Genomic DNA, 24,535 nt, shown 5'->3' with positions numbered 1-24,535 from the left:
CTTTATTTTTTGATCGGCACTGTGACATCGTCTTTGAAATATTTCTCAGACAATTTCTTAAGTGTCCCGTCTTCTCTTAATTCTTTGATGGCTTTGTTAAATTCTTCTCTTAGCTTGTTATGCTTTTCATCTTTGGCAAATGGATAGCCCACTTCTTCATACACAATGGGGTTGCCTACGATCTTCAGTGGAAGACCTGTTTTTTCAATCTGAGCAAGTAATACACTGCGTCCGTTGACGTAAGCATCCACGCGGCCATTTGCCACTTCATTTAATACGCCGTCTTGCGCTTCATATGTTTTGATATTGATTTTCTTATCTGAGTCTTTGCTCTCTAGGTTTTTGGCATGGTTTGAGCCAAGAACCGCCGCCACTGTTTTTCCTTTTAAGTCGTCAAGACCTTTGATGTCGTTGTTGTCCTTTTTCACGATGATTTGTGTTCCTGCGTAAGCGTACGTATCTGTAAAGTTAAACGTTTGTTTACGCTCATCTGTGATCGCTACTTGGTTTGACACTGTATCCAGCTTACCAGATGTCAGCTGCCCCATGAGTCCGCTGAATTCACTCAGCTGCCAGTCTAGTTTGTAGCCCAGCTTTTTCGCAATCGCTTCTGTGACTTCGACATCAAATCCAACAAGCTTGCCGTTTTCTTTATAAGCAAATGGATAACTTTGTCCTGTTGCGCCTACTTTTAACACTTTTTCGTCTTTGCCTTCACTTTGATTGTTGCCGCCGCAAGCTGCTAAAACCGCAAGCATTGCCGCAAATAGAACGACTAGCCACTTTTTGTTTTTCATGTTCGTAAACCCTTCTTTCCTCTTATGGTTGTGTCATATCTGATCTTAATTGTTTTTTAAAATAAACCGTGATATGGCCCTTGCCTAAATCCTTTTCACCTGCTCTGACGTAGCCTTTTCGCTCATACATATCCATGAGCCACGGATGCTTATCTGCTGTACCGAGAGACACATATGGTACCTTCAGTGTATCCCTTAGCACTTCGGTTTCAACCCATTCCAGCAAGGCAGAGCCTGTGCCTTTTTTAGCGGCTGGTTCTGAGGCAAACCACCAGATGTGCGGGACGCCGAACGGTCCTGGCTGCTCTCCCCAAGGCATACGGAGTGATAAGGTGGATAAAATCTCCCCGTTTTCTTCCATGACATAGCAAAGATTCTTTTGTACATTTTGCTGAACGAGAGCAAAATCTGCATGTGCTGCTTGGAACTGGATGCCGAGCTCACGAATCGGCTCATAAGCTCTTGTTGTCAGTTCAAGCAGCGCTTCTGTATCTGCCTCTGTTGCCAGACGAAAAGTGTATCCCAACGTTAGTCACCTCATCCTTATGTCGTATAACGATTTTTTGTCTGCGTTAATCCGAGATTTTCTCGTAAGGTTTGTCCTGTGTATTCTGTTTTAAATAAGCCTCTTTCCTGAAGGATCGGGACGACGCGATCTACGAATACATCAAGTCCTTCTGGCAATAATGGCGGCATGACGTTAAAGCCGTCTGCTGCTTCCTCAGTGAGCCACGTTTCCATGACATCTGCTAGCTGCTCCGGTGTTCCAATGAAAATATGATGACCGCGAGAGCCGGCAACAGATTGGTAGAGCTGGCGAATGGTCAGGTTGCCGGTTCTCGCCATATTCATCACAAGATCAAAGCGGCTTTTCACCGCATTTGACGTGCTTGGATCAATCTCTGGAAGCGGCCCGTCTAATGGATACTGGGAAAGGTCAATACCACCTAAGTAGTTTTGCAAAATGCTTAGACCAATCTCAGGAACAATCAGCTCTTGTAATTCTTCATACTTCGCTTTTGCTTCTTCCTCTGTATCGGCAATGATTGGGAAGATGCCCGGCATGATGCTGACGTCCTCTCTAGCACGTCCAGCAGCCTCTACTTTCCCTTTCAAGCTTTGATAAAATTCCTTCGCCTTATCGAGATCGTTTTGGGCAGTGAAAATAAGCTCAGCTGTTTTGGCTGCAAGCTTTTGACCATCTTCGGAAGACCCTGCTTGAATGATCACCGGATGTCCTTGCGGCGTACGTGATACGTTGAGCGGGCCCCGTACAGAGAAGAACTCACCCTTGTGCTGCAGCTCATGAAGCTTACTAGACTCGAAGAATTTTCCCGTTTCTTGGTTTCTCACAAGTGCGTCCTCTTCCCAAGAATCCCAAAGGCCTTTGACGACCTCTACGAATTCTTCTGCTCGCTCGTATCGTTTGTGATGCGCTAAATGCTCTTCTCCGCTAAAATTTTTTGCTGTTTCTTCAATAGAAGAGGTGACCACATTCCATGCAGCTCTGCCGCCTGATAAATGATCAAGTGAGGCAAACTGTCTCGCAATATGGAATGGCTCACTGTATGTAGTGGATGCTGTTGCTGCTAAGCCAATTGTAGAGGTAGACTCTGCAATGGACGAAAGCAGTGTGAGCGGTTCAAATCTCGTTAATACGTTCGGGTGAGAGGTTTGATTAATTGATAAGCTGTCGGCTAAAAAGAGCAAATCCAGCTTTCCTTCCTCTGCTTTTTTTGCTAATTGTTTAAAGTAATCAAGATTCATAGCTGCATCTGGTACTGCATTCGGATGTCTCCAAGAGGCGACATGATGTCCAGTTCCTGCGATGAATACGCCTAGCTTGAGCTTCCTTTTCGGCTGTGACACTTGTTCTTCATCCTTTCTATATCCTGCTATATCAAACTGAAGTCCTCATAAGATACATTTTTCTGATTGAATTAATCGGTTTTAACAATAAAAAAAGGGCAAATGTTGCGAAAAATGAAAAATAATTATTACTATATGCCCTTTTTACATGATTGTCAACCGCCTTCTGCACCTCCAAAATAAGGGATTTCACAAGCCATTACGGTGTATCAATTTCAATATTTCCGATGAGCCGGTCCGTCGTATGTGTCATCAATTGACTGCGCTCCAGCATGTTATGGGCGATAACAGAATGAGTTGAAGACGTTGTGCGAATGGCAATCGCCTTTTGAGGAGATAGATTGATGATATTATTCCGCAGCACACGTGCCGATGCGGCTTGGTCAATAAAAATCGCCGTCGGCTGGCCGATCGAACGATTTAAATAAAAGCGGTTATCTCCAATCTGTGGTGAGCCATTTTTAATATACATCACTACATATAAGGATGTTTCTTCAAAGGAATTATCTTTAATTTCTAAAGGCCCCGTCGTGCTGCTGTATACAGCGTAGTTTTGGTAGTGCTTAAAGCGATTCTGCCATATGAAAGCCTTTGCATTTCCTGTAACACTGATCGTATACGAAGACGTGAGCTGCGTTTGCCCTTCTTGAATAAAGTGATTGCCGTTGATCCCAGCTTCTCCCTCCTGTACCCATATCCCTCTGCTGAATTCTTTGAATTGATTGTGCTGGATCAGGATATTCGTTCCTCTCACCATCGCCGCATCGATGACAGAGTAGATCGTATTGTTTGAAAAGACGACGCTATCCGATTGATAGATACGCAGGGATGTGCTTCTCAGGCGTGTATTCGTCCCTGATTCAATATGATTTCCTTCTATTAGAATGCGATTCGCCATGTAAACGGACACTGCCGCATCTTCAAAAAGACTGATCTTATTGCCTGTGATGTGAACGCTGTCTCCCCTCACATCAATGCCTTTTTCAAACCCCTCAATCATATTGCCAATAATGATCACATTGTTTTCCGTTTGACCAAGCGAGACACCTAAGCTCGTAATCCCTGCTTTTGTTACGCCCCCTCCCACTGCACGGATCAAATTGTTTGCAATGATTGTTTCGGTGGCGAAGCCATAGGAAATACTGCTATCTGTATGATTACCTTCAATGATCACACCATAGCCGTTGAAGTTATAAATGGAGCTTGCTGCACCACCTCTAACGATGTTATTTCGAATCTGAATATTCAGCGGTTCTTCCATATTGATCGCACTTTCTCCGTAACCTTCAATATCAATCCCCATTCTCGGCTCGACCCCGTTGACTCCTGCTCTTTCCAGCAGACAGTCCTCGACAATGACCCCATCGCAGCCTGTAATCGATATATTGTTTCGTCTTGAATCCATGATGGTGCAGCCAGAAATGTGAATAGACGAAGCCGGCGAGTACGATTCAATCTGTGTCAATAAACCGTGGGGACTGACAATGATGCCGTCTCCCGTACAATTCTTTATTTGCACATGATTCACATTTACATGGGAGGCGCCTTCAATACATATGCCAAAGCCCCACTCATGGGTTTTTCTTTCAGCGGGGAGTGACTTGTACACATGCTCATGACGATCCCCTTCAATCCGCCCGCCCCGGATGGTCACATGCTGAACCTTCCCTATATAAAAGGCCGCATACCCCCACGAATCATTTGGTTTTACCTTTATCACAGCGTCTGATGCCATCTCAATGCATATATGACTTGGCACCCGTATGCCTGCACCCCGGAAAGGAAAAAATGGATCACTTCTGTACACCGCATCTACCAGATACGTTCCACTCGGCAGCCAGACGTGGGAGTAGCCTTGTGCTTTCGTCCATTCTAAGCATTCATTGAGTTTGGCTGTACAGTCCGTTTTCCCGTCAGCAATCACACCAAAATCTAGTACATTGACAACCGGTTTTTTCAGATCAGATTCATTTAATTCCCCCAACCAAAATCCCTCCTTTTCACACATGTCCTCTCATCATCCTATGCATGTGGGAAAGGTTTGCCTGTACAATACTTCAAATTTTATATAAATTCTTCTGGAATAACTTTCCGATAATTTTCACTTGAATGAATTTTTAATAATTTTGAGTCTTTACGCCTATTGATCTAACATTTTCCTGTTTTAGAATAGTTTTATATTGACACAAGAACTATACAAGAATATCATTTTTCTCATATCTCTTTTTTTAAGAAAGGATCTATGCCATGTCTACAATTGATCACGATAAAATTGTTAAAAGTGTGCCTCAAAAAGGTTTTTTTGGACATCCTAAAGGACTTTATACACTGTTTTTCACTGAATTTTGGGAGCGTTTTTCTTATTATGGCATGCGTGCACTGCTTATTTATTATATGTACACAGAGGTGACAAAAGGCGGTCTTGGCTTTGACCAGACGACAGCCAATTCGATCATGTCTGTCTACGGTGCCCTTGTCTATATGTCAGGAGTGATTGGTGGATGGCTCGCTGACCGGGTATTCGGTTCGTCCAGTACGGTCTTTTATGGCGGGGTCTTCATTATGCTTGGTCATGTCATTTTGGCTCTGCCAAGCGGAGCAACAGCGCTCTTTATTAGTATGGGGCTGATTATTATTGGGACAGGTCTTCTGAAGCCAAACGTTTCAAACATTGTCGGTGACCTGTATACAAAAACGGACCCTCGCAGGGATTCGGGGTTTAGTATTTTCTACATGGGAATCAACATGGGTGGTTTTATTGCGCCATTAATTGTCGGAACACTCGGTCAAAAAGTGAATTTCCATCTTGGTTTCTCACTCGCTGCCGTTGGTATGCTTGTTGGACTCATTACGTTTGTGATCACGAAAAAGCCGAATCTTGGCCTTGCCGGCACCTATGTCACAAATCCACTATCAGCCGCTGAACGCAAGAACATCAAAATTTTCGGCACATTGATCGTGATTGTGCTCGCTGTTTTTGCTGTCATTGGTATCCAAACAGGCGCGCTTACCATTAACCTATTCACTTGGTTTGTCAGTGTCCTTGGCGTCCTCATTCCGATTGTTTACTTTATTGTGATGTATTTCAGTAAAAAGACGAGCGCAGTGGAGCAATCCAGGGTACTCGCTTATATTCCATTGTTCCTAGCTGCGGTGATGTTCTGGGCCATTCAAGAACAAGGCTCAAACATTTTAGCCACATATGCGGATCAACGAACAAACTTGAATTTCTTTGGGATGACACTGGCCTCTTCTTGGTTCCAATCATTGAACCCGATCTTTATTGTGCTGCTGTCCCCAGTATTTGCTTGGTTATGGGTCAGACTTGGAAAGAAACAGCCGTCTACCCCGATTAAGTTCTCACTTGGCCTACTGTTTGCTGGGTTATCCTTTATCATCATGATCATTCCTGCATACATGTCTGGTCCAAACACACTTGTGAGTCCATTATGGCTCGTTCTGAGCTTCTTCCTTGTTGTGATCGGAGAGCTCTGCTTGTCACCAGTTGGTTTGTCAGCGACAACCAAGCTTGCACCTGCTGCCTTCTCAGCGCAAACAATGAGCCTTTGGTTCCTTTCAAATGCGATGGCACAGGCAATTAATGCACAAGTGGTCAAACTGTTTGATAAAGTGCCAGAAACCGTTTATTTCGGTATCATCGGCCTCATCGCCATCATTTTATGTGGTGTCATGCTGATGCTTTCACCCGTGATTAAGAAAGCGATGAAAGGCGTTCATTAATAAAAAACTGGGACATGAGTACTTCATGTCCAGTTTTTTCTATATATCTTTATTTATAATAATTCTTCATTTTTTCAGCATCTTCATTATGGAATATAAAATGATTGATCCATCAGCAGTAAAAGGGAACAAATTCACAAGGTTTAAAATACACATAAATGCAAATGCATTCCAGTATATACTGATATCATAGTATAATAAGATCCCTCCGCTTATCGGCAAAATAAGATTAGGTGCTACTGAAATGATAAAGATATGAAGATATTTCTTATCATTCCGGTATATAACGCTAGCTCCAAATAAATTAAGCTTCATCCCTAAAATCTTCTTTCGAAATTTCTTAATCAACAGCAAATGAATAGCTTCATGGATTAAAAGCACACTCATTAATATAAGATAAAAAAGTATAAACCCTTTTATAAATAAAAGCAGGTTTTCCATACTTTATTTAGCTGTTTTTTTAGACTTTATAATAGCAAATAATGCAATAATAAAGAGAATATATATCATATATATAATTAAAATTTGAGATGTAAATGAAAAATTCGTGTACAATTCTTCTTCATTCATTGTCATGTCAATTTTCAGTCCTAATTTTGACATATATACGCCAGTCTGATCAATAGAAAAAAGAGTCGTTATATAATCAATTAAAAACGCAACTAAATACAAAATTGTCCCCCAAAAAATCCATCTAGGCAGTCTCATCTAAATAGCTCCTCTCCAATAAATAGTATTTAACTGAAAATAGTAACAAGTATACAGAGATAAAAATAAACAAACTATTTGAAATCAGGTAAAGTCCTACAGCCATTACAATACATAACACAGAAGCAGAAAACTCATTTAAAGAACTCTTATTTTTCGGAAATATGATACTCATTATCATCCCTGCTTCAAATAAAATGACACCGTAATAGAGGCTTTTAACAAAATCACCTGATAACACCAATGATGTGATTATAAGTGGGAAATTGATTAGGAAATTCATAAATGTTGTAATAAAAGATTCTTTTAAAGAAGTTATCCCAAAAAAAGAATTCATTTTACGATATGATACAGTTGTATTAAAATACCTAATAGATGAAAATGAAATAAGGGGATATATGTATGCAAGTGTAGTCAATGAAATGAGAAAATTTTTAGTATCAAAAAGAGATAATAAAAAGACTAGAGATACTACACCTAAAAGCCTTATTGTTAATTTATTCCTAATAGTTCCAAGTATTAATAAATTTAATTTATTCATTTTCATATTAACCGGCAGTTTCAAAATATAAAAATCATTAGAAGTATATATATCGTTATCAATCTTTGTGTGTAGATAATTGATACATAGCACAAATGAAGCAATTAAAACACATAAAATAAGCATTAACTTAACCACTAAGGTATGGTCAACAATAATATTAAATGTCTGAAATTTCATGTCAATACTAAAACGAAAAGAGAAATAATAAAGGAAAAGAAATAACACTAATAACCCATTATTTATATTAAAAAAATTTAATCTAATAAGGCTACTTAAAGAATAAAAAATTAAATAATAAAAACAGATACTTGCAACGAATAAAAGTTGGCAATATATCAAGATTAAAAAATTTAATCCTATAGTATAGTGAAATAACCGCAACATAGGGATCATTATTGCAAAAACAATTAAAAAAGAGCAATAACTTAATAATAGTTTGAAAATAACACTGCCAAACCATATACTTCCCTTTTCAAAAGGAAGGATCTTTAACAGATATTGCATTTTTTTTGTAAGAGAGAAGGATAGTGTTACAATTAAATAAATAACACCAGTGATAATAATGATCATATTAGTTAGACTAGAGAACAGTGAGTTTCTCAATTCATTAGAAACTTCATTCTTGCTTATAAAAATTTTATTTAATTCAGACATATTCAAATAGAAATACATGATATAAACAGCTACAATAATACCTAATAAAAGATATCGATTATGCCTTTTTTTGAAAATATTATTTGATAATAAATTATGACAAATCTCATTAAGCAAGACTTTTGTTACGAGAAATGAATCCATCAATTTTTTCATAGTATTTTTGTAGTTCTCCATTATTTATTACGATCCCTTCAATATCTCCAACATTCTTAATAGTGCTTAGAGTGCCTTTGCTAAGTAAATAGATATTGGCCTGGTCGTTACGCGTAATAAAATCCATGTTATGTGAAATTAAGATGAATTTTCTGAGTGCAGAGTATTTTTTTATTAAATACTCTGTCAATAAATAGCTTTCATAATCGAGTCCATTAAATACTTCATCCGCCAATACGTATTCAACTTCCAAAGCTAAAGCAATGCCTATTTGTAATTTCTTTTTCATTCCATAAGAATAATTGCTAATTTTTTCGTTTAAAAATGATGTCAAATGATACATTTCGGTAATAAACTCAAATAATTTCTTGTTTACATCCTTATATCGTCTAAAAATAAAATCAGCATATTCATTTCCCGACAAATATTCAGGCAAATAAAAGTCAGATGGTATATAGAACATTTTAAGTTTTGCTTCTTTTTCCTTTCTGCTAACAGAATTAATTTTTATATCTCCTTTTTGGAAGGACGTTATATCGCATATACAATTTAGAAGTGTTGTTTTCCCTGATCCATTTACTCCAACAATAATGTCGATTCCTTTAGAATCAAACGTTATACTTAAGTTATTCAGAACAGGGCTACCATTATAGTTTTTTTCTAAGTCATTTATAGTGATCATTTTTATCATTCCTATATTTAAATAATAGAGATTTTGAAGAACAGCATATAGACTAATTTATTTTGCCTTACAACCTATCCCGATATCCCAAACTTTTGGCCAATTCCACTTAACTTTACCTGAGAAACTGTAGCCTTTACTTGTACAATAAAATGCATAAGCAATACCAGAAAGTAATGCTATTAAAATAATAACCCATACTATCCATTTGTTTTCAATAACGTCCTTATGTTTTTCATTTAAATAAGATCCTACTTTATATAAACCAGACATTAATTTATTCTCAATTTTACTAATGACAAACACTTTATTCTCTCCTAACTGCTGCTCTCCAAAATACAAGATAATATTAATTTATTTTTTTGGAAAAAACAAGTATATTTTACAAAGTTAAGGTTGTTTTAATCTTTCATTCTTAAAAATTACCATTTTCCACCCCTTTAATTTTATAATTATTAAGTCCAATAGATTTTGATTGAACTAACTTCAGTTGAATATGAAAAATGACCTCTAGCAAAAAACACCTTTAAATTTATATCAAAGGTGTTTTAAAATATCTCATACTCTTAAATTTAGTGTTTCTTTTTTTAGTCTTAAAACCGAATCTCATCATCTCCACGAATTTGCAGTTTGAGCGGTTCGCTTTTCACCTGATGTTTCTTCACATAGCGGTGATAGACGACATATCCAATGATCATGAGTGGTACGCCGACATATAACCCGATACGCTGCTCCGGATCAAAGGCAAGGCTGACCAATACGATCGTATTCATCGTGATCGCAATGATCGGCAGAACCGGATAAAGGGGTGTTTTAAATTTCAAATTTTCCAGCTTTCCGCCTGCTTTCAAATATCTCCTGCGGAAAAGCAGCTGTGATAATGTAATTGTGATCCAGCCAGCCTGGGCACTCATTCCGGCAATTGAAACAATCCAGACAAAGACGGTTTTCTCTGCAAAGAACCCAGATAATAGCGAAATCCCTGTAAACAGGAAGGTAAGCAGTAAGGCATTCATCGGAATACCGCGCCGATTCACTCGTCTGAACGCCTTTCCTGCCATTCCTTCCTTCGATAAGGAGTACAGCATTCTCGTTGAAGCATACAAGCCAGAGTTTGCAACAGATAATAAAGCAATGATAATGACAAAGTTCATGATATCTGCCGCATAAGGAATTCCTGTTCTCTCAAACACGGTGACAAATGGACTTTCCAGCACACCAGCTTCCTTCCAAGGCACCATACCCGCTAATACGAAAACAGATAAAACGAAAAAGACGAGTGTACGCCAAACCGTCTGATGAATAGAACGAGGAACGGTTTTCTCAGGGTTTTCACTCTCCCCTGCCGCAATCCCGATCAGCTCTGTCCCTTGAAACGAAAAATTCACCGTGATCATCGTGACCACAACAGCAAGCAATCCATTTGGAAACAGTCCATCACTTACAAAGTGACTGAAGTAAGGAGCCGGTTCCCCGCTCGTCGTTTGAATGAAACCAAACATCGCCGCTCCGCCTACACCAATAAATAATAAAATGGCAACAATCTTAATGGTTGAAAAGAAAAATTCCGACTCCCCGAACGCTTTCGCAGATCGGGCATTTAATAAGAAAAGACACAGCCCAAATATGAAACACCAGATCCACACATCCACTTGCGGGAGCCAGCGCCTCATCAGCTGTCCTGCTGATAAGAATTCAAGTGCGACGGTTGCCGCCCAGCCGAGCCAATAAATCCAGCCAACAGCAAAACCAGCGGCAGGACTGACAAATTTGGTCGCATACGTGTGAAACGACCCCGAGACAGGAAGTGCAACTGACAGCTCTCCAAGACACAGCATGGTTAAATACATAATCAATCCACCCACAATATAAGAAAGAACGGCTCCGACTGGACCTGCTTGTCCAATCGTATAGCCCGTTCCTAAGAAAAAGCCTGTCCCAATGACACCGCCAAGTGAAATCATAAATAAATGGCGGGAGGTCATCGCCCTTTTCAATTGTTCAGGCTGATTTTGTCCAACATCCACAATGATGTCCTCCTTCTTCTAAGATGCTCTGTTATCAAAACATGTCTCCATGTGATTCATTCCATTTTTAAAACAACCTACTAATTATACATCTTTTATAATAAATATGCTTCCTTCTATGGTCACTGTCACAAAGTCTTTATTTTAGTAATGTTCGCACAAATGGGCGGTGGGTCTGAGCATTTGATAGGTTGCCATTTATCCAAAATGTTTTCACAAAAAAACCAGCGTGCAACTTTATCTTTACACACTGGTTTCATTTCGCTCTTTTCGAGTCTCATTTCAGACATTTCTTATGATCACTATAAGACACCACTGTTTAAACATCCACAAGTCATACTTCTTTCAGCAGACCTGCTTTGATAAAATCATCTATTTCCTGAAAGCAACAATTTTTCGATTCAGCGTGAAAAGCCGCAGAATATGGATTGGCAAATCCATGCTTTCCCTCTACTATTGTCACGCGAAGCTCATCCTTTTTCTCCAAAACACTCGCAACCTCCCGAGGGTTAAAGGATGCTTCGACCTCTGGGAAAAATAACAGCGTTTTGCAGGCAGGCGTAATATCGACGTAATCTCTGATCCTTGAACCATAAAATCCAATGACTCCGGTAAACAACTGATCATATTGGCTGCATCGCCAGGCAATTGTTGCCCCCACACTAAAACCTAGTAGAAATATGTTTATCTTTGGATTTTTTGTTTTCAACTCTTTTGCTACATTCAGTACGCTCTTTACCGATTCATCAAAACCAACTTTATTCATAAAGTAGCCGTAAGCCTCATTCTCACTGGCATAAGGGAAGTGTTTGACCTGTCCCAATAAATGAGGACAGTAGACCTCAAAACCAGCTTTTTCAAAATGATCGATCATCCTCTTCATATGATCATTTATTCCGTATATTTCGTGTATTAAGATCATGACGGGTTTTTGTTTTGATGTTTGCAAATGATCACACTTCCCTTTTATACTTTGGTTCACTGGAGGATCGTTTCCTTTATTTTCTTACAAGTCAAATGAATCTAATGTCAAACATCACCTTAACTCTTTCGATGTGATGATCATAGCATATTTCCCCATTAAATAGTCTATCTAACATTCTCACCACTCGATTGATCTTAATGACCGCTTGAGTTCGTGTTTTGTTGTATTCATCTTTTGATTTGGTATAGTTCTATCGGTTGTCCGAGCATAAAGTTGGTGAGATTCGCTCAAGATAATTTCAAATGCTTTACTTTTAGGTTGCTTCTCTGTAAGATCATATGTTGTAAATACCAACAAGAAAAGTGGGGAATAAAATGAAAAAAATGTTCTTTGCCATTATGCTAGGCGCTTGTGTTGCATTGATCACGGCATGTGGATCAGGTGCAAACGACAACGCGAATAAACAATCTGGGTCTAAGGAATCAGGTGACCTTTGGAAATCCATTCAGGATAAAGGCGTATTAACGATCGGTACAGAGGGTACTTATGCTCCTTTCACATTCCATGACAAAAAGACAGATAAATTAACTGGCTACGATGTAGAGGTCATCACAGAAGTAGCAAAACGTCTTGACTTAAAACCTGAATTCAAAGAAACACAATGGGACAGTATGTTTGCTGGACTGAATTCAAAACGTTTTGACGTGGTAGCAAACCAAGTTGGTAAAACTGGACGTGAAAATCAATACGAGTTCTCTGATAAATACACAACGTCTCAAGCCATAGTTGTGACAAAATCAGATAACAACGACATCAAAAAACTATCTGATGTCAAAGGAAAAAAAGCAGCACAATCATTAACAAGTAACTACAATAAGCTTGCTACAGATGCTGGCGCTAAGATTGAAGGCGTTGAAGGTCTTGCACAATCCATTCAATTGATTCAGCAAGGACGTGCTGATCTGACGTTCAATGACAAATTGGCTGTATTGAACTACTTGAAAACAAGCGGTAACAAAAACCTAAAAGTTGCATTTGAAACAGGAGATCCTCAAGAAACCTATTTTGCCTTCAGAAAAGGCAGCGGCGAAGTCGTTGACAAAGTGAATGGCGCATTAAAAGAAATGAAGAAAGACGGTACTCTCGCGAAGATTTCTAAGAAATGGTTTGGTGAAGATGTTACAAAATAATACCCTAGGAGTCGTCATTCCTTGGGATCTTCTTCAGCAATCTTTCTGGCCAATGGTGATGCAGGGAATTTATTATACAATTCCCCTCGCCATCATTGCCTTTATCATCGGTATTTTTATTGCGCTTGTGACAGCTCTTGCTAGAATGTCTAAAATCAAAGCGCTCAGATGGATTTTTTCCATCTATGTGTCGGCCGTTCGCGGAACGCCGCTTTTTGTGCAATTGTTTATTATTTTCTATTTTTTTCCGACATTTAATATCACACTGGATCCATATCCAAGTGCGATTATTGCTTTTTCATTAAACGTAGGTGCGTATGCGTCGGAGATTATCCGTGCATCCGTCCTTTCTGTTCCAAAAGGACAATGGGAAGCTGGTTATTCCATCGGGATGACGCATCGTAAAACGCTCGTCCGTGTCATTTTACCGCAGGCGGTGCGTGTATCGATTCCGCCGCTGTCTAATTCATTTATTAGCTTAGTGAAGGATACGTCCCTTGCATCCCAAATCCTTGTGGCAGAGCTTTTCCGTAAGTCACAGGAAATTGCTGCGGCGAACTTGGATCAAATTTTGTTCATTTATATGGAAGCAGCCCTCATCTATTGGGTATTCTGCTTCATTCTATCGCTCGTTCAGCACCAAATTGAAAAACGACTTGATCGATATGTCGCAAGGTAAGGAGGGAACAACATGTTAACAGTCAAAGGCTTAAAGAAATCCTTTGGTGAAAATGAGATTCTAAAGTCGATTGATTTTACGATCAACAAAGGACAGGTTGTGGCCATCCTTGGTCCATCAGGTTCAGGAAAAACAACGATGCTTCGCTGTTTGAATGCACTTGAAACACCAAATGGCGGCTCCTTTACCTTCGATGATTTCTCGATTGATTTTTCGAAAAAAAATAAATCAGCTGATCTGCTGAAACTTCGCCGCAAGTCAGGAATGGTGTTTCAGGATTATCACCTGTTTCCACACCGCACCGTGCTTGAGAACGTGATGGAAGGTCCTGTTCAAGTGCAGCGCCGGCCAAAGGAAACGGTTCGAAAAGAAGCCATCCAGCTCTTGCAAAAGGTTGGCCTTGAAGATAAAAAAGATCTGTATCCCTTCCAGCTTTCAGGCGGTCAAAAGCAGCGTGTCGGCATAGCCCGTGCACTTGCCATTCAGCCAGAGCTCATGCTTTTTGATGAACCAACCTCTGCGCTTGACCCTGAGCTTGTCGGGGAAGTGTTAAAGGTCATGAAGGATCTGGCCAAAGAAGGCTGGACCATGGCGGTTGTCACACATGAAATCAAATTTGCCCAAGAAGTGGCAGACGAAGTGATTTTTATTGATGGCGGCGTCATTGTCGAACAAGGTCCTCCGGAAGAAATTTTCAAACAACCGAAAGAAGAACGAACAAAGCAATTCTTAAACCGGATTTTGAATCCGGTATGATGAAAAAAAGCTGTTCTCACGTGATGAGAACAGCTTTTTTTATATCTCTTTTTGTAAGCGAAGCGCCAGTAGATCTTGCAACAGCAGTCTCGCTCCCTCTGGACTGATGACCAATCCACCTGATAGCACCTTGTTGGAGCATGTCACTTGCCCCGTCACTATACAAGGTTTGTCCTGCCAGTATGGTTTCATCACAATCTGGCCTTCTTCAAGATAGATCTCTATAAAATCTTGCGGGCGAATCTTCAGCCTTTTTCTAATATTCGTCGGAAGGACAACTCTTCCGAATTTATCTATATGCCTTACATCGTCTTCGTTTATCAAATTGACCCCCTCCTGCATCTCTAGATCTTATATAGGCGATTTCCCCCTTATCAGGCGATCAGCTAGATAAGTAGAAGTTGCAAGCTGATCCAGTGACTAAACACGCTTCCCATATATAATATATCTGTTTGGTGCAGGACCAATATAAGAAAAAGGATAACATGTGGTTAGGACAAGTTCTTCTTTTTTATGTTGCAGTGTGATGATACTTGTATCATCTTTCTTCACAATCTTTGTTTTTTCAATTTCATAAGTAAATCGACCGTATGAAAGCTCAATGACGAGTTGATCCCCTTTTACAAGTTCTCCTGTTCGTCTGAACACAGTATCTCGATGCCCAGATAAAACAATTTGTCCCTGTTCATTAGGAAAATAGCTCTCTTGATAATGTCCAACACCTTTTGCCAAATCATCTGCTTCTGTTCCTTCTACAATCGGCAACTCAGCCTTTAGTTTTGGAATGTGCAAAAGCCCAATGATTTCTCCAGCCTGCGGTGCAAAAGAAGACTCCTTTTGCTGGATGGCTGCTTGTGCAGACTGGAATGACTGATCGACTTCCCTTTGTCCATCAATGACCTTCAAATATCCAACAATCGCTAGACAAAGACCCGCCGTGATCAATATGGCAGAGATCAATTTTTGACACATGGACGTTTATCCGTTTCTTTTTCTTCTATTCCATACAATAAGGGCTGCACCTATTAAAACAAGGGCAAATCCTGCTAGTAAAAGGTTGTACATCGCTGTTGCGGTATTCGGAAGGTGATGACCCGGTGTATCCTTTTGCGGCTCAGAAGGTTGGTCTGGATTAGCTGGCACCTCTGGCACATGAGGTGGTTCCACCGTAGTTGAGTTTTCCGGTTTGTCTGGATCGTCTACATTTTCACCATTCACTACTGCGATATTTTGAATCGTTTGACCTTCATATTCTTTAGCAACCTTCGCTTCGAAAGTCACTGTATGCCATTTTGTATCTTGGATGTCACCAAATTGACCGGTCACTGTGCCTTTTGTGTAATCTCCATTGTCGTCATCTTTTGCATCTGTGACAGCTTGTCCGTCTACTTTTAATGATCCTTCGACATATTCAAGACCTTCTGGCAGTTTATCTGCGATAACTAAATCTTTGATGATACTGTCTTCTACACTATTTTTTGTTTTGATGGTGTAAAGGAGAGTGTCGCCTACCTGAACTTGTTTTTCATTTGTATTTCCTTTTGCTTTTTGAGAGATCTCAGATGTTTTGTCTGATTCAAGCTTTGGATCTCTTGGATCAATTTTTGTTTCGGTTGTTGGTTCGTCTGGCGGTGTATTATCGCCTGTTACTTTCGCTGTGTTTTGAATGGTTTTATCCGCTTGGCCTTTGGCGATCTTCGCTTCAAAGGTAACCGTATGCCAGTCCGTGTCTTTGATTTGGCCAAATTGACCGGTTACTGTGCCTTTTGTGTAATCTCCGTTGTCGTCATCTTTTGCATCTGTAACAGTCTGTCCATCTACCTTCAGTGATCCTTCAACATATTGAAGACCTGCTGGCAGTTCATCAGAAATCACGAGATTGTCAACGATGCTGTCTTCTTCAAGATTCTTTGTTTTGATCGTATAAAGCAGGGTATCGCCTACCTGTGGTGTCTTTTTATCTGTGTTGCCTTCTGCCTTTTTCTGAATGCTCGCTGATTTTTCTGATGATAGTTTTGGATCACGCGGGTAAATTTTTGTGTTCGTTGTCGGATCATCAGGTGGTGTGTTTTCCCCTGTGACGCTGGCTGTGTTTTGAATGTCTTGACCAGCCTGTCCTTTTTCAACTGTCACTTCAAAGGTGACTGTATGCCAGTCTGTATCCTTGACATCACCAAAAGAACCTGTGACCTTTCCATCTGTGTAGTTTCCGCTATCGTCGTCTTTCACATCTGAGACAGATTCTCCATCAATTTGAAGGGACCCCGTGACATACTTCAACCCTTTTGGTAATTGATCTGAAATCACTAAATCTTTAATCAAACTGTCTTCTATCGTATTCTTTGTTTTAATTGTATAAAGCAGGGTATCTCCGACCTCTGGATGCTCTTCATCTGTGTTCCCTTCTGCTTTTTTCTGCAAGACCGCTGATTTTTCTGATTCAAGCTTTGGGTCACGAGGATAGATTTCTGTTTTTGTTGTCGGATCATCTGGTGGTGTGTTGTTACCTGTGACGCTGGCTGTGTTTTGAATGTCTTGACCAGATTGTCCTTTTTCAACCGTGACCTCAAAAGTCACTGTATGCCAATCTGTATCCTTAATGTCACCGAATTGTCCTGAGACGGTCCTATTTGTGACGTCCCCATTGTCTTGATCTTGCTCATCTGTAACCGCTTGTCCGTCTACCTCAAGTGAATTCGGCACATATGCTAATCCTTCTGGCAGTTCATCTGAGATCACTAAGTTTTCAACGAGACTGTCTTCTATCGTATTCTTGGTTTTAATTGTATAAAGAAGTGTGTCACCGACCTCCGGATGCTTCTCATCTGTATTACCATCTGCTTTTTTCTGCAAGACGGCTGTTTTTTCAGAAGTCAGCTTTGGTTCACGAGGATAGATCTCTACATTCGTTGTCGGCTCGTCCGGCGGTGTGTTGCCGCCTGTCACGTTGGCTGTATTTTGAATATCTTTGCCTGCCTGACCTTTGTCCACCGTCACTTCGAACGTCACGGTATGCCATGTCGCATCCTTCACTTCACCGAACGTTCCAGTAACAGTTCCATCTGTCATATCACCGTTGTCTTGATCTTTTGTATCTGTGACTGGATTCCCATCTATCTGTAGCGAATTTGGTACATAAGATAATCCTTGAGGTAACTTGTCAGAAATCACAAGATCTTCAATGACGCTGTCTTCAACAGCATTACGGGCTTGAATGGTATACAGTAATGTGTCGCCTACTTCTGGATGCTTCTCATCTGTATTACCATCTGCTTTTTTCTGTAAGACCGCTGATTTTTCTGATTCAAGCTTTGGATCGCGCGGGTAGATTTCTATGTTCGTTGTTGGTTTGTCTGGCGGGGTATTTTCTCCCTTTACATTCGCTGTGTTTTGAATGTCTTTACCCGCTTGACCTTTTCCTACTTTCGCTTCAAATGTCACTGTGTGCCAACCAGTATTTTTCACGTCACCTATTTGACCAGTCACAGTGCCGTTTGTATAGTCACCTTTGTCTTGATCTTTGGCATCTGTTACACTTGCGCCATCCACCTTAAGCGAGCCTGGAACATAGGTTAAGCTGCTCGGAAGATTATCTGATATGATCAGATTTTTAACAATACCATATTGCACGGTATTTTTTGCTTTAATTGTATAAAGCAGCGTGTCGCCTACTTCTGGATGCTTCTCATCTGTGTTGCCCTCTGCTTTTTTCTGTAAGACAACAGATTTTTCTGATTCAAGCTCTGGAGGATATGGATCAAATTCTGGTTTCACCCGTGAAGCTAAGTCGTAAGATAATGAATTACCTGCAGTACCCATATAAGTTGTACTTAATGTTTTCGCATCAAGTGTAAAAAGAGTAGAATGTCCGATAGACTCATTTAACCCTGACTGTAATAGCATTTGTCCATTTGGCAAAAAGCTAATCCCCCGAACGCCTCCTTCAATCATTTTACCATCCGCATTTTTAATTGGAATGACACGAATGACTTCAGCTGTATCAGGATTCATTTGCGCAATGGCTCCACTTCCATTAGATGCGAACCAAAGATAGCCGTCTTTATCGACTACAAGGTCCCCGCCAACGCCAGAGCCGATGTCATAGCCTACAATTTTTTTGGACGTTTTTTGACCCGTAGCTAAATCGTACGTTCCAAGGAAGTATTCACCACCTGAAGCATAAGAATGTATATATTTACCATTATGAACAATGGCATTAGAAGCACCTCCACCTAGTACACCTACACGCTCTGCTTGTCCAGAAGTTGCATTTATTTTATAAAGAACAGGCTCTCCGCTTGCTGTCGTAGTAGCATACACAGTATTTTCTTGATCATTGACAGCAACACCGTTGACTAAATTCGTATTAATCCCTTTCACCTGCACACTAGCCTTTACGCTGGTTGGATTATTCCCATCAAGCTGATAAAGAGTCAATGGATCTCTTCCAATCATGTAGGAATCTGTGTTGTTTACAACCACCGTCCCAGCTGCTTGAGAAACAGCTGGTGAGACCGTTAATAAATTTCCAACAATCAGCACCAATATAAGAAATAATTGACTCGTTCTTTTCAATATGTTCATTCTTTGCCCTCCCTTTTTTCGTGCTTCATATAGCAAAGGTATGTACCAGCTCACCCCCCATACTTTGGTAAAGAATATCAGTAATATTTCAGAATCCTCAACATGACTAAACGACTATTTTCGACAAAAATAGCCCTTTGGTAATAGATGCCTCTAACTGTTTGGTTTTCTTGTGTTTTTTCCAATAAAAGAAGCTCTTTTTATAATAAATCTCAGTATTTATCTAGCCTTTCAAACAGGTCTAATGACGTAATTTGCATACAATCTCTTCTATTTCATGATAATTATTCTTTAATTGGTTAAAGCTTATTTTTCTGTCAATCTATATTGAATTTTTTTCTTATTCTCTTAAAAAAAGGAAATTAATGGTTCGCATTGTCAAGAAAAAACAATTCGAAAGTCTTGCTGCTTATTTTGATGTTTTCACTCTTTTTTAGTGGGAAAATTCTTTTCTGAAGTAAGCGATTACAATTGAGCAAAGCCATTTAAAGGGGCGTGTGAGTATGTTACGATGGAAATCGAGTGTTTAAGAAAGAAGGGAATGCTTTTGAAGCGGGAACATCTTTTTCGTTGGTTTTTTTATTTTGTTGGATTGATTGTACTTGCTTTTGGACTATCGCTGACAGTGAAAGGAAAGATCCTTGGAATTGGTCCTTGGGACGCTTTTCATTACGGACTGTTTCAGCACTTTGGACTCACGATTGGGCAATGGTCCATCATTATTGGTGCACTGATTGTGACACTGACATCTGTTTTCACGAAATCATTTCCAAAGATCGGCGCTTTACTGAACATGGTGCTGATTGGCGTGTTTATTGATTTCTTTAATGCGGTATTACCTGCACCACATGGGTATTTACCCGCTTTATATGTGTTTATTACGGGCGTTGTTGTTTCTGGTTACGGTGTCGGCATTTATGTTTCAGCCAATCTTGGCGCCGGGCCAAGAGATTCATTAATGCTGCTCATCTCAGCAAAAACAGGCTTGAACGTGCAATGGGTCCGAAATGGAATTGAGCTAACAGTGCTTCTATTTGCATGGATGCTTGGCGGACCGATCGGAATTGGAACAATTCTGACCGCCATCTTTACAGGACTCGTACTCCGTTTCTCCTTGCCACAATCCACACGGCTTTTGCAGCTGCTTATTACAAAAACGGCAGAGAAACCCGTTCAAACCCTTACCCGATAGGAAAAAGCCATTCTACTGATGAGAATGGCTTTTCTTGTGCTACACCAAATAAACTGAATATTCCCATATCCACAAATAGGAGAAGAATCCTCATGCAGCTTTTTTCACGATGATTCCTGTTCTCCTTTTGCGTGGCTCCCTCAAATGGTACAATAAATGTAAAAAATTGAGGTTCGTTATGAAGATTTTCGCTATCCAATTACAACAATTACATGACATAGAAGCACGAAAACAAATCGATCGGCTGAAGCCCTTTGTGTCACCTGAAAAGCGCGCTGCGGCTGAGCGCTTTCGTTTTCTGATCGATGCAAGAAGAACGCTGTTAGGAGAAGTGTTGATTCGTCAAATCATCCATGATATGTACGACCTTCCCATCGATCAGGTCGTTTTTGAAACAGAAGGAAATGGCAAGCCTGTCGTCCGGCAAATCCCTTCCTTTCATTTTAACCTTTCTCACTCTGGCGATTGGGTGGTTTGCGCAGTAGATGATGCACCCGTTGGCATAGATATTGAGGAGATAAAACCCATTGATCTAGCGATTGCCAAGCGGTTTTTTTCAGCTGATGAATATCAGGATTTACTCTCACAACCGGCGGAACGACAGGAAGCCTACTTCTTTCATCTATGGTCAATGAAGGAGGCCTTTATCAAGCTGACTGGAAAGGGATTATCCTATGGTCTATCGTCCTTTACAGCCCGTCTGTCAGCAGATGGACAGGCTTCTTTGACATTACCTGATCATGAAGCCCCTTGCTTTGTCCAAACATACTCATTTGATCCTGCTTATCAAATGGCCGTTTGCACAAGAAAACCTGCTGCGGCTGAGAGTGTCGAGACACTCACTTGCAACGAGGTGCTGTCCCGCCTTTAATAACGTGCGATTTGCTGAAGTGCCGTCTTTAACAAATCGACTCCACGTGTTAATTGTTCTTCTTTCACGTGCCAGATGTTCAGTGGAAGAATGGAGTCTTTCTGAAAAGTAGAGATGTAATGGCGGTCTATTGGCTGAACGTAAACAGATGCCTTTTTCAGCTGCTGAATGAGGTGATTCATTGGAATGGACCGATCGACAAGAAGATGTGTATGGGTAGCTGGGTCCTCCTCCCCCAGCTGGTAGGTGCCTTGGTCGTTTTTTAAACATGTCACCAGCTGTTTGGATCGGTTTCGATAGGTTGTCCGCATCCTTTCTCTATGCCGCTCAAACATCCCGCTTTTCAAATAAATTTCTAAGGCTGCCTGAGACAGCATCGAGCTGTCGATATCAATGAGCCGTTTGTGTTCACTAAAAGGTCCAATCAGTTCTTCAGGTAAGACGACAGCTCCTGTTCGAAGTCCTGGAAAGATGATTTTTGAGAAGCTTTTTAAATAAATGACCTTTCCCGCCTGATCGTAAGAATAGATCGGGTCTCTTTTTGTATCGAATTCTAAATCAGCTACATAATCATCTTCAACGATGTAGACATCATATGTCTTAGCAAGGGCAGCAATCGCTATTTTTTCTTGTTTCGATAGACTCGTTCCAAGCGGATTTTGAAATCTTGGCATCGTGTAGAAAAAGCGAATCTCCTCTTCTCGAAAGATGCGCTCCAATTCCTGAAGGTCTAGTCCTTTTTCAGTCCGCTGAATCCCGCGCACGGGCAATTGATTTTTCTCTAAATATTTGAGGTATAGGTGATAGCCAGGCTGTTCGACTAATATGGTCTGTTTTCCATTCGGAAACGGAATGGTGCTTAAAATCGATAAAGCCAGCTGAATACCAGAGGTCATGACGATCTGTTCTGGATTTGCAAATACCTGATAATCCATCAATCGCTTTGAAATGACTGGCAGCAGCGATGGTAATCCGTTGGCTGTGCCGTAAATAAATAGATCATTTTGATACAAATCGATCGCTTGGTTGATGCAGTGCTGGAAATCGACATATGGAAACACAACAGGATCAGGCGCCGATGAAGCGAAATCAATCCGTGTGCTGTCCTGCTTGCCCAAAGACTGATTCGTTTTCACGACAAAATAGCCGCTTCTTTCCACAGAATAAAGCAGGTGTTCACGTTCCAATGTGTCTAGCGCTTTAATGACCGTGCTTTTACTCACAGCATATTGAGCTGCTAAGTGGCGAATTGAAGGGATTTTCATACCAGCCCTGTACTCACCGCACTCGATTCTCTCTTTTAAGCTCAAAACAAGCTGATCATATTTCCTCACACCATTTCCCCCTTGTACCGGTACAGATATCATGAACTCTTATTGTACACCTAAGATAATCCGTTTACGATAGAAAGACAGAACCGGTCTATTCAACTGAAGCATGCATGCTCTTGTAAGGAGAAACGTTGTGGACATTTCAAAACAAAAAGCGTACTTTGCCGCGATAGCATACGCTTGTATCATTGGTTTTTCATTCTTATTTGTCAAAATCGCATTAGAATCAGCGAATGCGATTGATTTATTGGCACACCGCTTTACAGTTTCTTTTGCAGCTGCTCTTTTGCTGTATCCATTTTTACGAAAGAAGTACCGTTTATCCTTTCAATGGCGTGATCTCTTCTACCTTGTACCGTTTTCCTTGCTTTATCCTGTCTTGTTTTTTGCATTTCAAGTGTGGGGGCTAATGTATACGTCTTCGTCAGAGGCTGGTATCATTCAGGCGACGATTCCCATTCTGACGATGGTGCTGGCAGCGTGGTTTTTAAAGGAACGTGCCACATGGATACAGGTGCTCTTTACCATTCTTTCTGCGTGCGGGGTGATGCTCCTCTTTGTGATGAAGGGAATTGATGTGAAACATTCACACATGATCGGCTATGTGCTGATTTTACTTTCTGCCTTGTCATCCAGTGCTTACAGTGTATTTGCCCGGGTGATTACACGGCGGTTCCATGTGATTGAACTCACCTTCATGATGACATTCTTTGGATTTGTCTTTTTCAATGCAGCAGCGCTCATTAGACACTCGGTAAACCATACAATGACGCAATTTTTCAGTCCATTTACACATCCATCTTTTGTATGGTCTATGCTCTTTTTAGGCATTTTCTCATCACTTCTCACTGCATATTTATCTAACTACGCACTCTCTCAGCTTGAAGCTGCAAAGGTCAGCACCTTTAACAATCTATCTGCGTTTATCACAATAGGCGCCGGGGTTCTCATTTTACATGAAACGATTGATATGTATCATATCATCGGGGCTGTGTTGGTCATTGGCGGGGTAATTGGCGGGAATGTGGTGAAGAAGCAGAATTCATAAAAGAAAGCGGCCCCTCAAACGAGGACCGCTTTCTTTTTAATGTCTGATCAATTGTTGATTTGTTGCATGTTCAATGACATGTCTCATCTGTTCTGCGAAATGCTCAAGGTGTGTGTTGATATACATGTGACCTCCGTCGAAATTGGTGCGCTCGATGGTTTTTGCCCATTTTAGCCAGCCGCTTGCATCTTGCATGCATTTCTCATCTTGCTTTCCGTTGAATAAATATACGGGTGCTTCGATGATGGATTTGTCTGTATGCTGGAAGGTTTCTAGTGCTTGATAGTCTGCACGCAAGGACGGTGTAAAGTAATCCATCATTGGCTTGTTCTCTAATAATTCTTTTGGAATCCCGCCCATTTCGGCAATATGCTGAACAAATGCTTCATTGGATAAATGGGTCAGAATCTGTCTTTTTGTTTGCGGCGGCTGAATGGCTGAGATCACTACTGCTGCAGGATATATCCCTTCCTTTTCTAGCAGCTGGGTCAGTCTGTACACCACAAGTCCTCCCATTGAATGTCCGAATAAGATAAATGGACGGTTCAATTTGCCTGTCAATCCTTCTTTGTACAACTCAGCCAGCCGATCAATGCTTGATTCAAGCGGCATGAGATTGGTCCCATGGCCCGGGGGCTCTGCTGCTGTCACTTCGGCAATGCCCTTCAGCTGTTCAAAGAGTGGACGGTAAGAGGCGGAATATCCGCCTGCAAAAGGAAAACAAATAAGCTGAATGAGGTCTGATTTTTTTTCAAAGGTTTTAAATAACTGATTCATACGT

Annotated in this window: 22 protein-coding genes; 7 read left to right on the top strand and 15 right to left on the bottom strand. The window is 40.6% G+C overall.

The window, feature by feature from the left end:
• Nucleotides 1–2 precede the first annotated feature (2 nt).
• The 4 genes from ACYH0L_RS02070 to ACYH0L_RS02055 all read right to left on the bottom strand — a co-directional run bounded on the left by ACYH0L_RS02070 (nucleotide 3) and on the right by ACYH0L_RS02055 (nucleotide 4,650).
• Nucleotides 3–797, bottom strand: coding sequence for an amino acid ABC transporter substrate-binding protein (locus tag ACYH0L_RS02070; RefSeq protein WP_482354311.1), 795 nt, complete (start codon nucleotides 795–797; stop codon nucleotides 3–5).
• A 22-nt stretch (nucleotides 798–819) separates the two neighbouring features.
• Entirely contained in the window at nucleotides 820–1,323 is a 504-nt protein-coding gene (locus ACYH0L_RS02065) for a GNAT family N-acetyltransferase (RefSeq protein WP_099726061.1), read from the bottom strand.
• A 17-nt stretch (nucleotides 1,324–1,340) separates the two neighbouring features.
• Nucleotides 1,341–2,666 carry an LLM class flavin-dependent oxidoreductase gene (locus tag ACYH0L_RS02060; protein ID WP_482354310.1) on the bottom strand — a complete coding sequence of 442 codons (1,326 nt, stop codon included), beginning with the start codon at nucleotides 2,664–2,666 and terminating at the stop codon, nucleotides 1,341–1,343.
• 199 nt (nucleotides 2,667–2,865) lie between these two features.
• Nucleotides 2,866–4,650 carry a right-handed parallel beta-helix repeat-containing protein gene (locus ACYH0L_RS02055; protein ID WP_099726063.1) on the bottom strand — a complete coding sequence of 595 codons (1,785 nt, stop codon included), beginning with the start codon at nucleotides 4,648–4,650 and terminating at the stop codon, nucleotides 2,866–2,868.
• A gap of 263 nt (nucleotides 4,651–4,913) precedes the next feature.
• Here ACYH0L_RS02055 and ACYH0L_RS02050 point away from each other — a divergent pair, with 263 nt between their 5' ends.
• On the top strand, nucleotides 4,914–6,407 hold the full coding sequence (locus tag ACYH0L_RS02050) for a peptide MFS transporter (protein WP_482354309.1): 1,494 nt from the start codon (nucleotides 4,914–4,916) through the stop codon (nucleotides 6,405–6,407).
• A 66-nt stretch (nucleotides 6,408–6,473) separates the two neighbouring features.
• On the opposite strand, the gene ACYH0L_RS02045 is transcribed toward ACYH0L_RS02050, so the two are convergent.
• The 6 genes from ACYH0L_RS02045 to ACYH0L_RS02020 form a co-directional block, all read right to left on the bottom strand.
• Nucleotides 6,474–6,794, bottom strand: coding sequence for a metalloprotease family protein (locus ACYH0L_RS02045; protein ID WP_099726065.1), 321 nt, complete (start codon nucleotides 6,792–6,794; stop codon nucleotides 6,474–6,476).
• Between the two features lie 307 nt (nucleotides 6,795–7,101).
• A complete protein-coding gene (locus ACYH0L_RS02040; protein WP_099726067.1) occupies nucleotides 7,102–8,469 on the bottom strand; it encodes a hypothetical protein in 1,368 nt (455 codons plus the stop codon).
• Nucleotides 8,423–9,151: an ATP-binding cassette domain-containing protein gene (locus tag ACYH0L_RS02035; RefSeq protein WP_180275458.1), complete on the bottom strand. Its 729-nt coding sequence runs from the start codon at nucleotides 9,149–9,151 to the stop codon at nucleotides 8,423–8,425. The genes ACYH0L_RS02040 and ACYH0L_RS02035 overlap by 47 nt, the downstream gene beginning before the upstream one ends.
• Before the next feature lie 57 nt (nucleotides 9,152–9,208).
• Nucleotides 9,209–9,457, bottom strand: a complete 249-nt coding sequence (locus ACYH0L_RS02030; RefSeq protein WP_099726069.1) for a hypothetical protein — start codon at nucleotides 9,455–9,457, stop codon at nucleotides 9,209–9,211.
• Between the two features lie 287 nt (nucleotides 9,458–9,744).
• A complete protein-coding gene (locus ACYH0L_RS02025; RefSeq protein WP_099726070.1) occupies nucleotides 9,745–11,178 on the bottom strand; it encodes an amino acid permease in 1,434 nt (477 codons plus the stop codon).
• A gap of 334 nt (nucleotides 11,179–11,512) precedes the next feature.
• On the bottom strand, nucleotides 11,513–12,127 hold the full coding sequence (locus ACYH0L_RS02020; protein WP_099726088.1) for a dienelactone hydrolase family protein: 615 nt from the start codon (nucleotides 12,125–12,127) through the stop codon (nucleotides 11,513–11,515).
• A gap of 350 nt (nucleotides 12,128–12,477) precedes the next feature.
• Between ACYH0L_RS02020 and tcyA the strand changes: the two genes are divergently transcribed.
• Genes tcyA through ACYH0L_RS02005 form a run of 3 tightly spaced genes read left to right on the top strand, consistent with a single transcriptional unit; the run spans nucleotide 12,478 to nucleotide 14,728 of the window.
• Nucleotides 12,478–13,293 (top strand): cystine ABC transporter substrate-binding lipoprotein TcyA, encoded by an 816-nt coding sequence (gene tcyA, locus ACYH0L_RS02015; protein WP_044140489.1) that lies wholly within the window; start codon nucleotides 12,478–12,480, stop codon nucleotides 13,291–13,293.
• On the top strand, nucleotides 13,280–13,972 hold the full coding sequence (locus ACYH0L_RS02010) for an amino acid ABC transporter permease (protein ID WP_099726072.1): 693 nt from the start codon (nucleotides 13,280–13,282) through the stop codon (nucleotides 13,970–13,972). Before tcyA ends, ACYH0L_RS02010 begins: the two co-directional genes overlap by 14 nt.
• A 12-nt stretch (nucleotides 13,973–13,984) precedes the next feature.
• A complete protein-coding gene (locus ACYH0L_RS02005; protein ID WP_099726073.1) occupies nucleotides 13,985–14,728 on the top strand; it encodes an amino acid ABC transporter ATP-binding protein in 744 nt (247 codons plus the stop codon).
• 39 nt (nucleotides 14,729–14,767) lie between these two features.
• Here ACYH0L_RS02005 and ACYH0L_RS02000 read toward each other — a convergent pair whose 3' ends face one another.
• From ACYH0L_RS02000 to ACYH0L_RS01990, 3 genes are all read right to left on the bottom strand, one after another.
• Nucleotides 14,768–15,052, bottom strand: a complete 285-nt coding sequence (locus ACYH0L_RS02000; RefSeq protein ID WP_099726074.1) for an AbrB/MazE/SpoVT family DNA-binding domain-containing protein — start codon at nucleotides 15,050–15,052, stop codon at nucleotides 14,768–14,770.
• 96 nt (nucleotides 15,053–15,148) lie between these two features.
• Nucleotides 15,149–15,700: a class D sortase gene (locus ACYH0L_RS01995; protein ID WP_410610222.1), complete on the bottom strand. Its 552-nt coding sequence runs from the start codon at nucleotides 15,698–15,700 to the stop codon at nucleotides 15,149–15,151.
• A gap of 6 nt (nucleotides 15,701–15,706) precedes the next feature.
• Nucleotides 15,707–19,312, bottom strand: coding sequence for an isopeptide-forming domain-containing fimbrial protein (locus tag ACYH0L_RS01990; RefSeq protein WP_482354308.1), 3,606 nt, complete (start codon nucleotides 19,310–19,312; stop codon nucleotides 15,707–15,709).
• 547 nt (nucleotides 19,313–19,859) lie between these two features.
• Here ACYH0L_RS01990 and ACYH0L_RS01985 point away from each other — a divergent pair.
• Entirely contained in the window at nucleotides 19,860–20,504 is a 645-nt protein-coding gene (locus ACYH0L_RS01985) for a YczE/YyaS/YitT family protein (RefSeq protein WP_099726077.1), read from the top strand.
• Nucleotides 20,505–20,682: 178 nt separating this feature from the next.
• Nucleotides 20,683–21,375 (top strand): 4'-phosphopantetheinyl transferase family protein, encoded by a 693-nt coding sequence (locus tag ACYH0L_RS01980; protein WP_410610220.1) that lies wholly within the window; start codon nucleotides 20,683–20,685, stop codon nucleotides 21,373–21,375.
• Here the strand turns inward: ACYH0L_RS01980 and ACYH0L_RS01975 are convergent.
• The gene (locus ACYH0L_RS01975; RefSeq protein WP_099726079.1) at nucleotides 21,372–22,709 is read right to left on the bottom strand and encodes an aminotransferase-like domain-containing protein; all 1,338 of its coding nucleotides are present in this window, start codon (nucleotides 22,707–22,709) and stop codon (nucleotides 21,372–21,374) included. The two genes, ACYH0L_RS01980 and ACYH0L_RS01975, sit on opposite strands and share 4 nt — an antisense overlap.
• Before the next feature lie 130 nt (nucleotides 22,710–22,839).
• Here ACYH0L_RS01975 and ACYH0L_RS01970 point away from each other — a divergent pair, with 130 nt between their 5' ends.
• Nucleotides 22,840–23,754, top strand: a complete 915-nt coding sequence (locus tag ACYH0L_RS01970; RefSeq protein ID WP_099726080.1) for a DMT family transporter — start codon at nucleotides 22,840–22,842, stop codon at nucleotides 23,752–23,754.
• A gap of 36 nt (nucleotides 23,755–23,790) precedes the next feature.
• Here ACYH0L_RS01970 and ACYH0L_RS01965 read toward each other — a convergent pair whose 3' ends face one another.
• Complete coding sequence (locus ACYH0L_RS01965) at nucleotides 23,791–24,531, bottom strand: thioesterase II family protein (RefSeq protein ID WP_099726081.1); 741 nt, start codon at nucleotides 24,529–24,531, stop codon at nucleotides 23,791–23,793.
• Nucleotides 24,532–24,535 lie beyond the last annotated feature (4 nt).

It is taken from the genome of Bacillus sp. MC1252, assembly GCF_056838025.1.
This window is presented reverse-complemented; position numbering and strand designations above follow the sequence as displayed.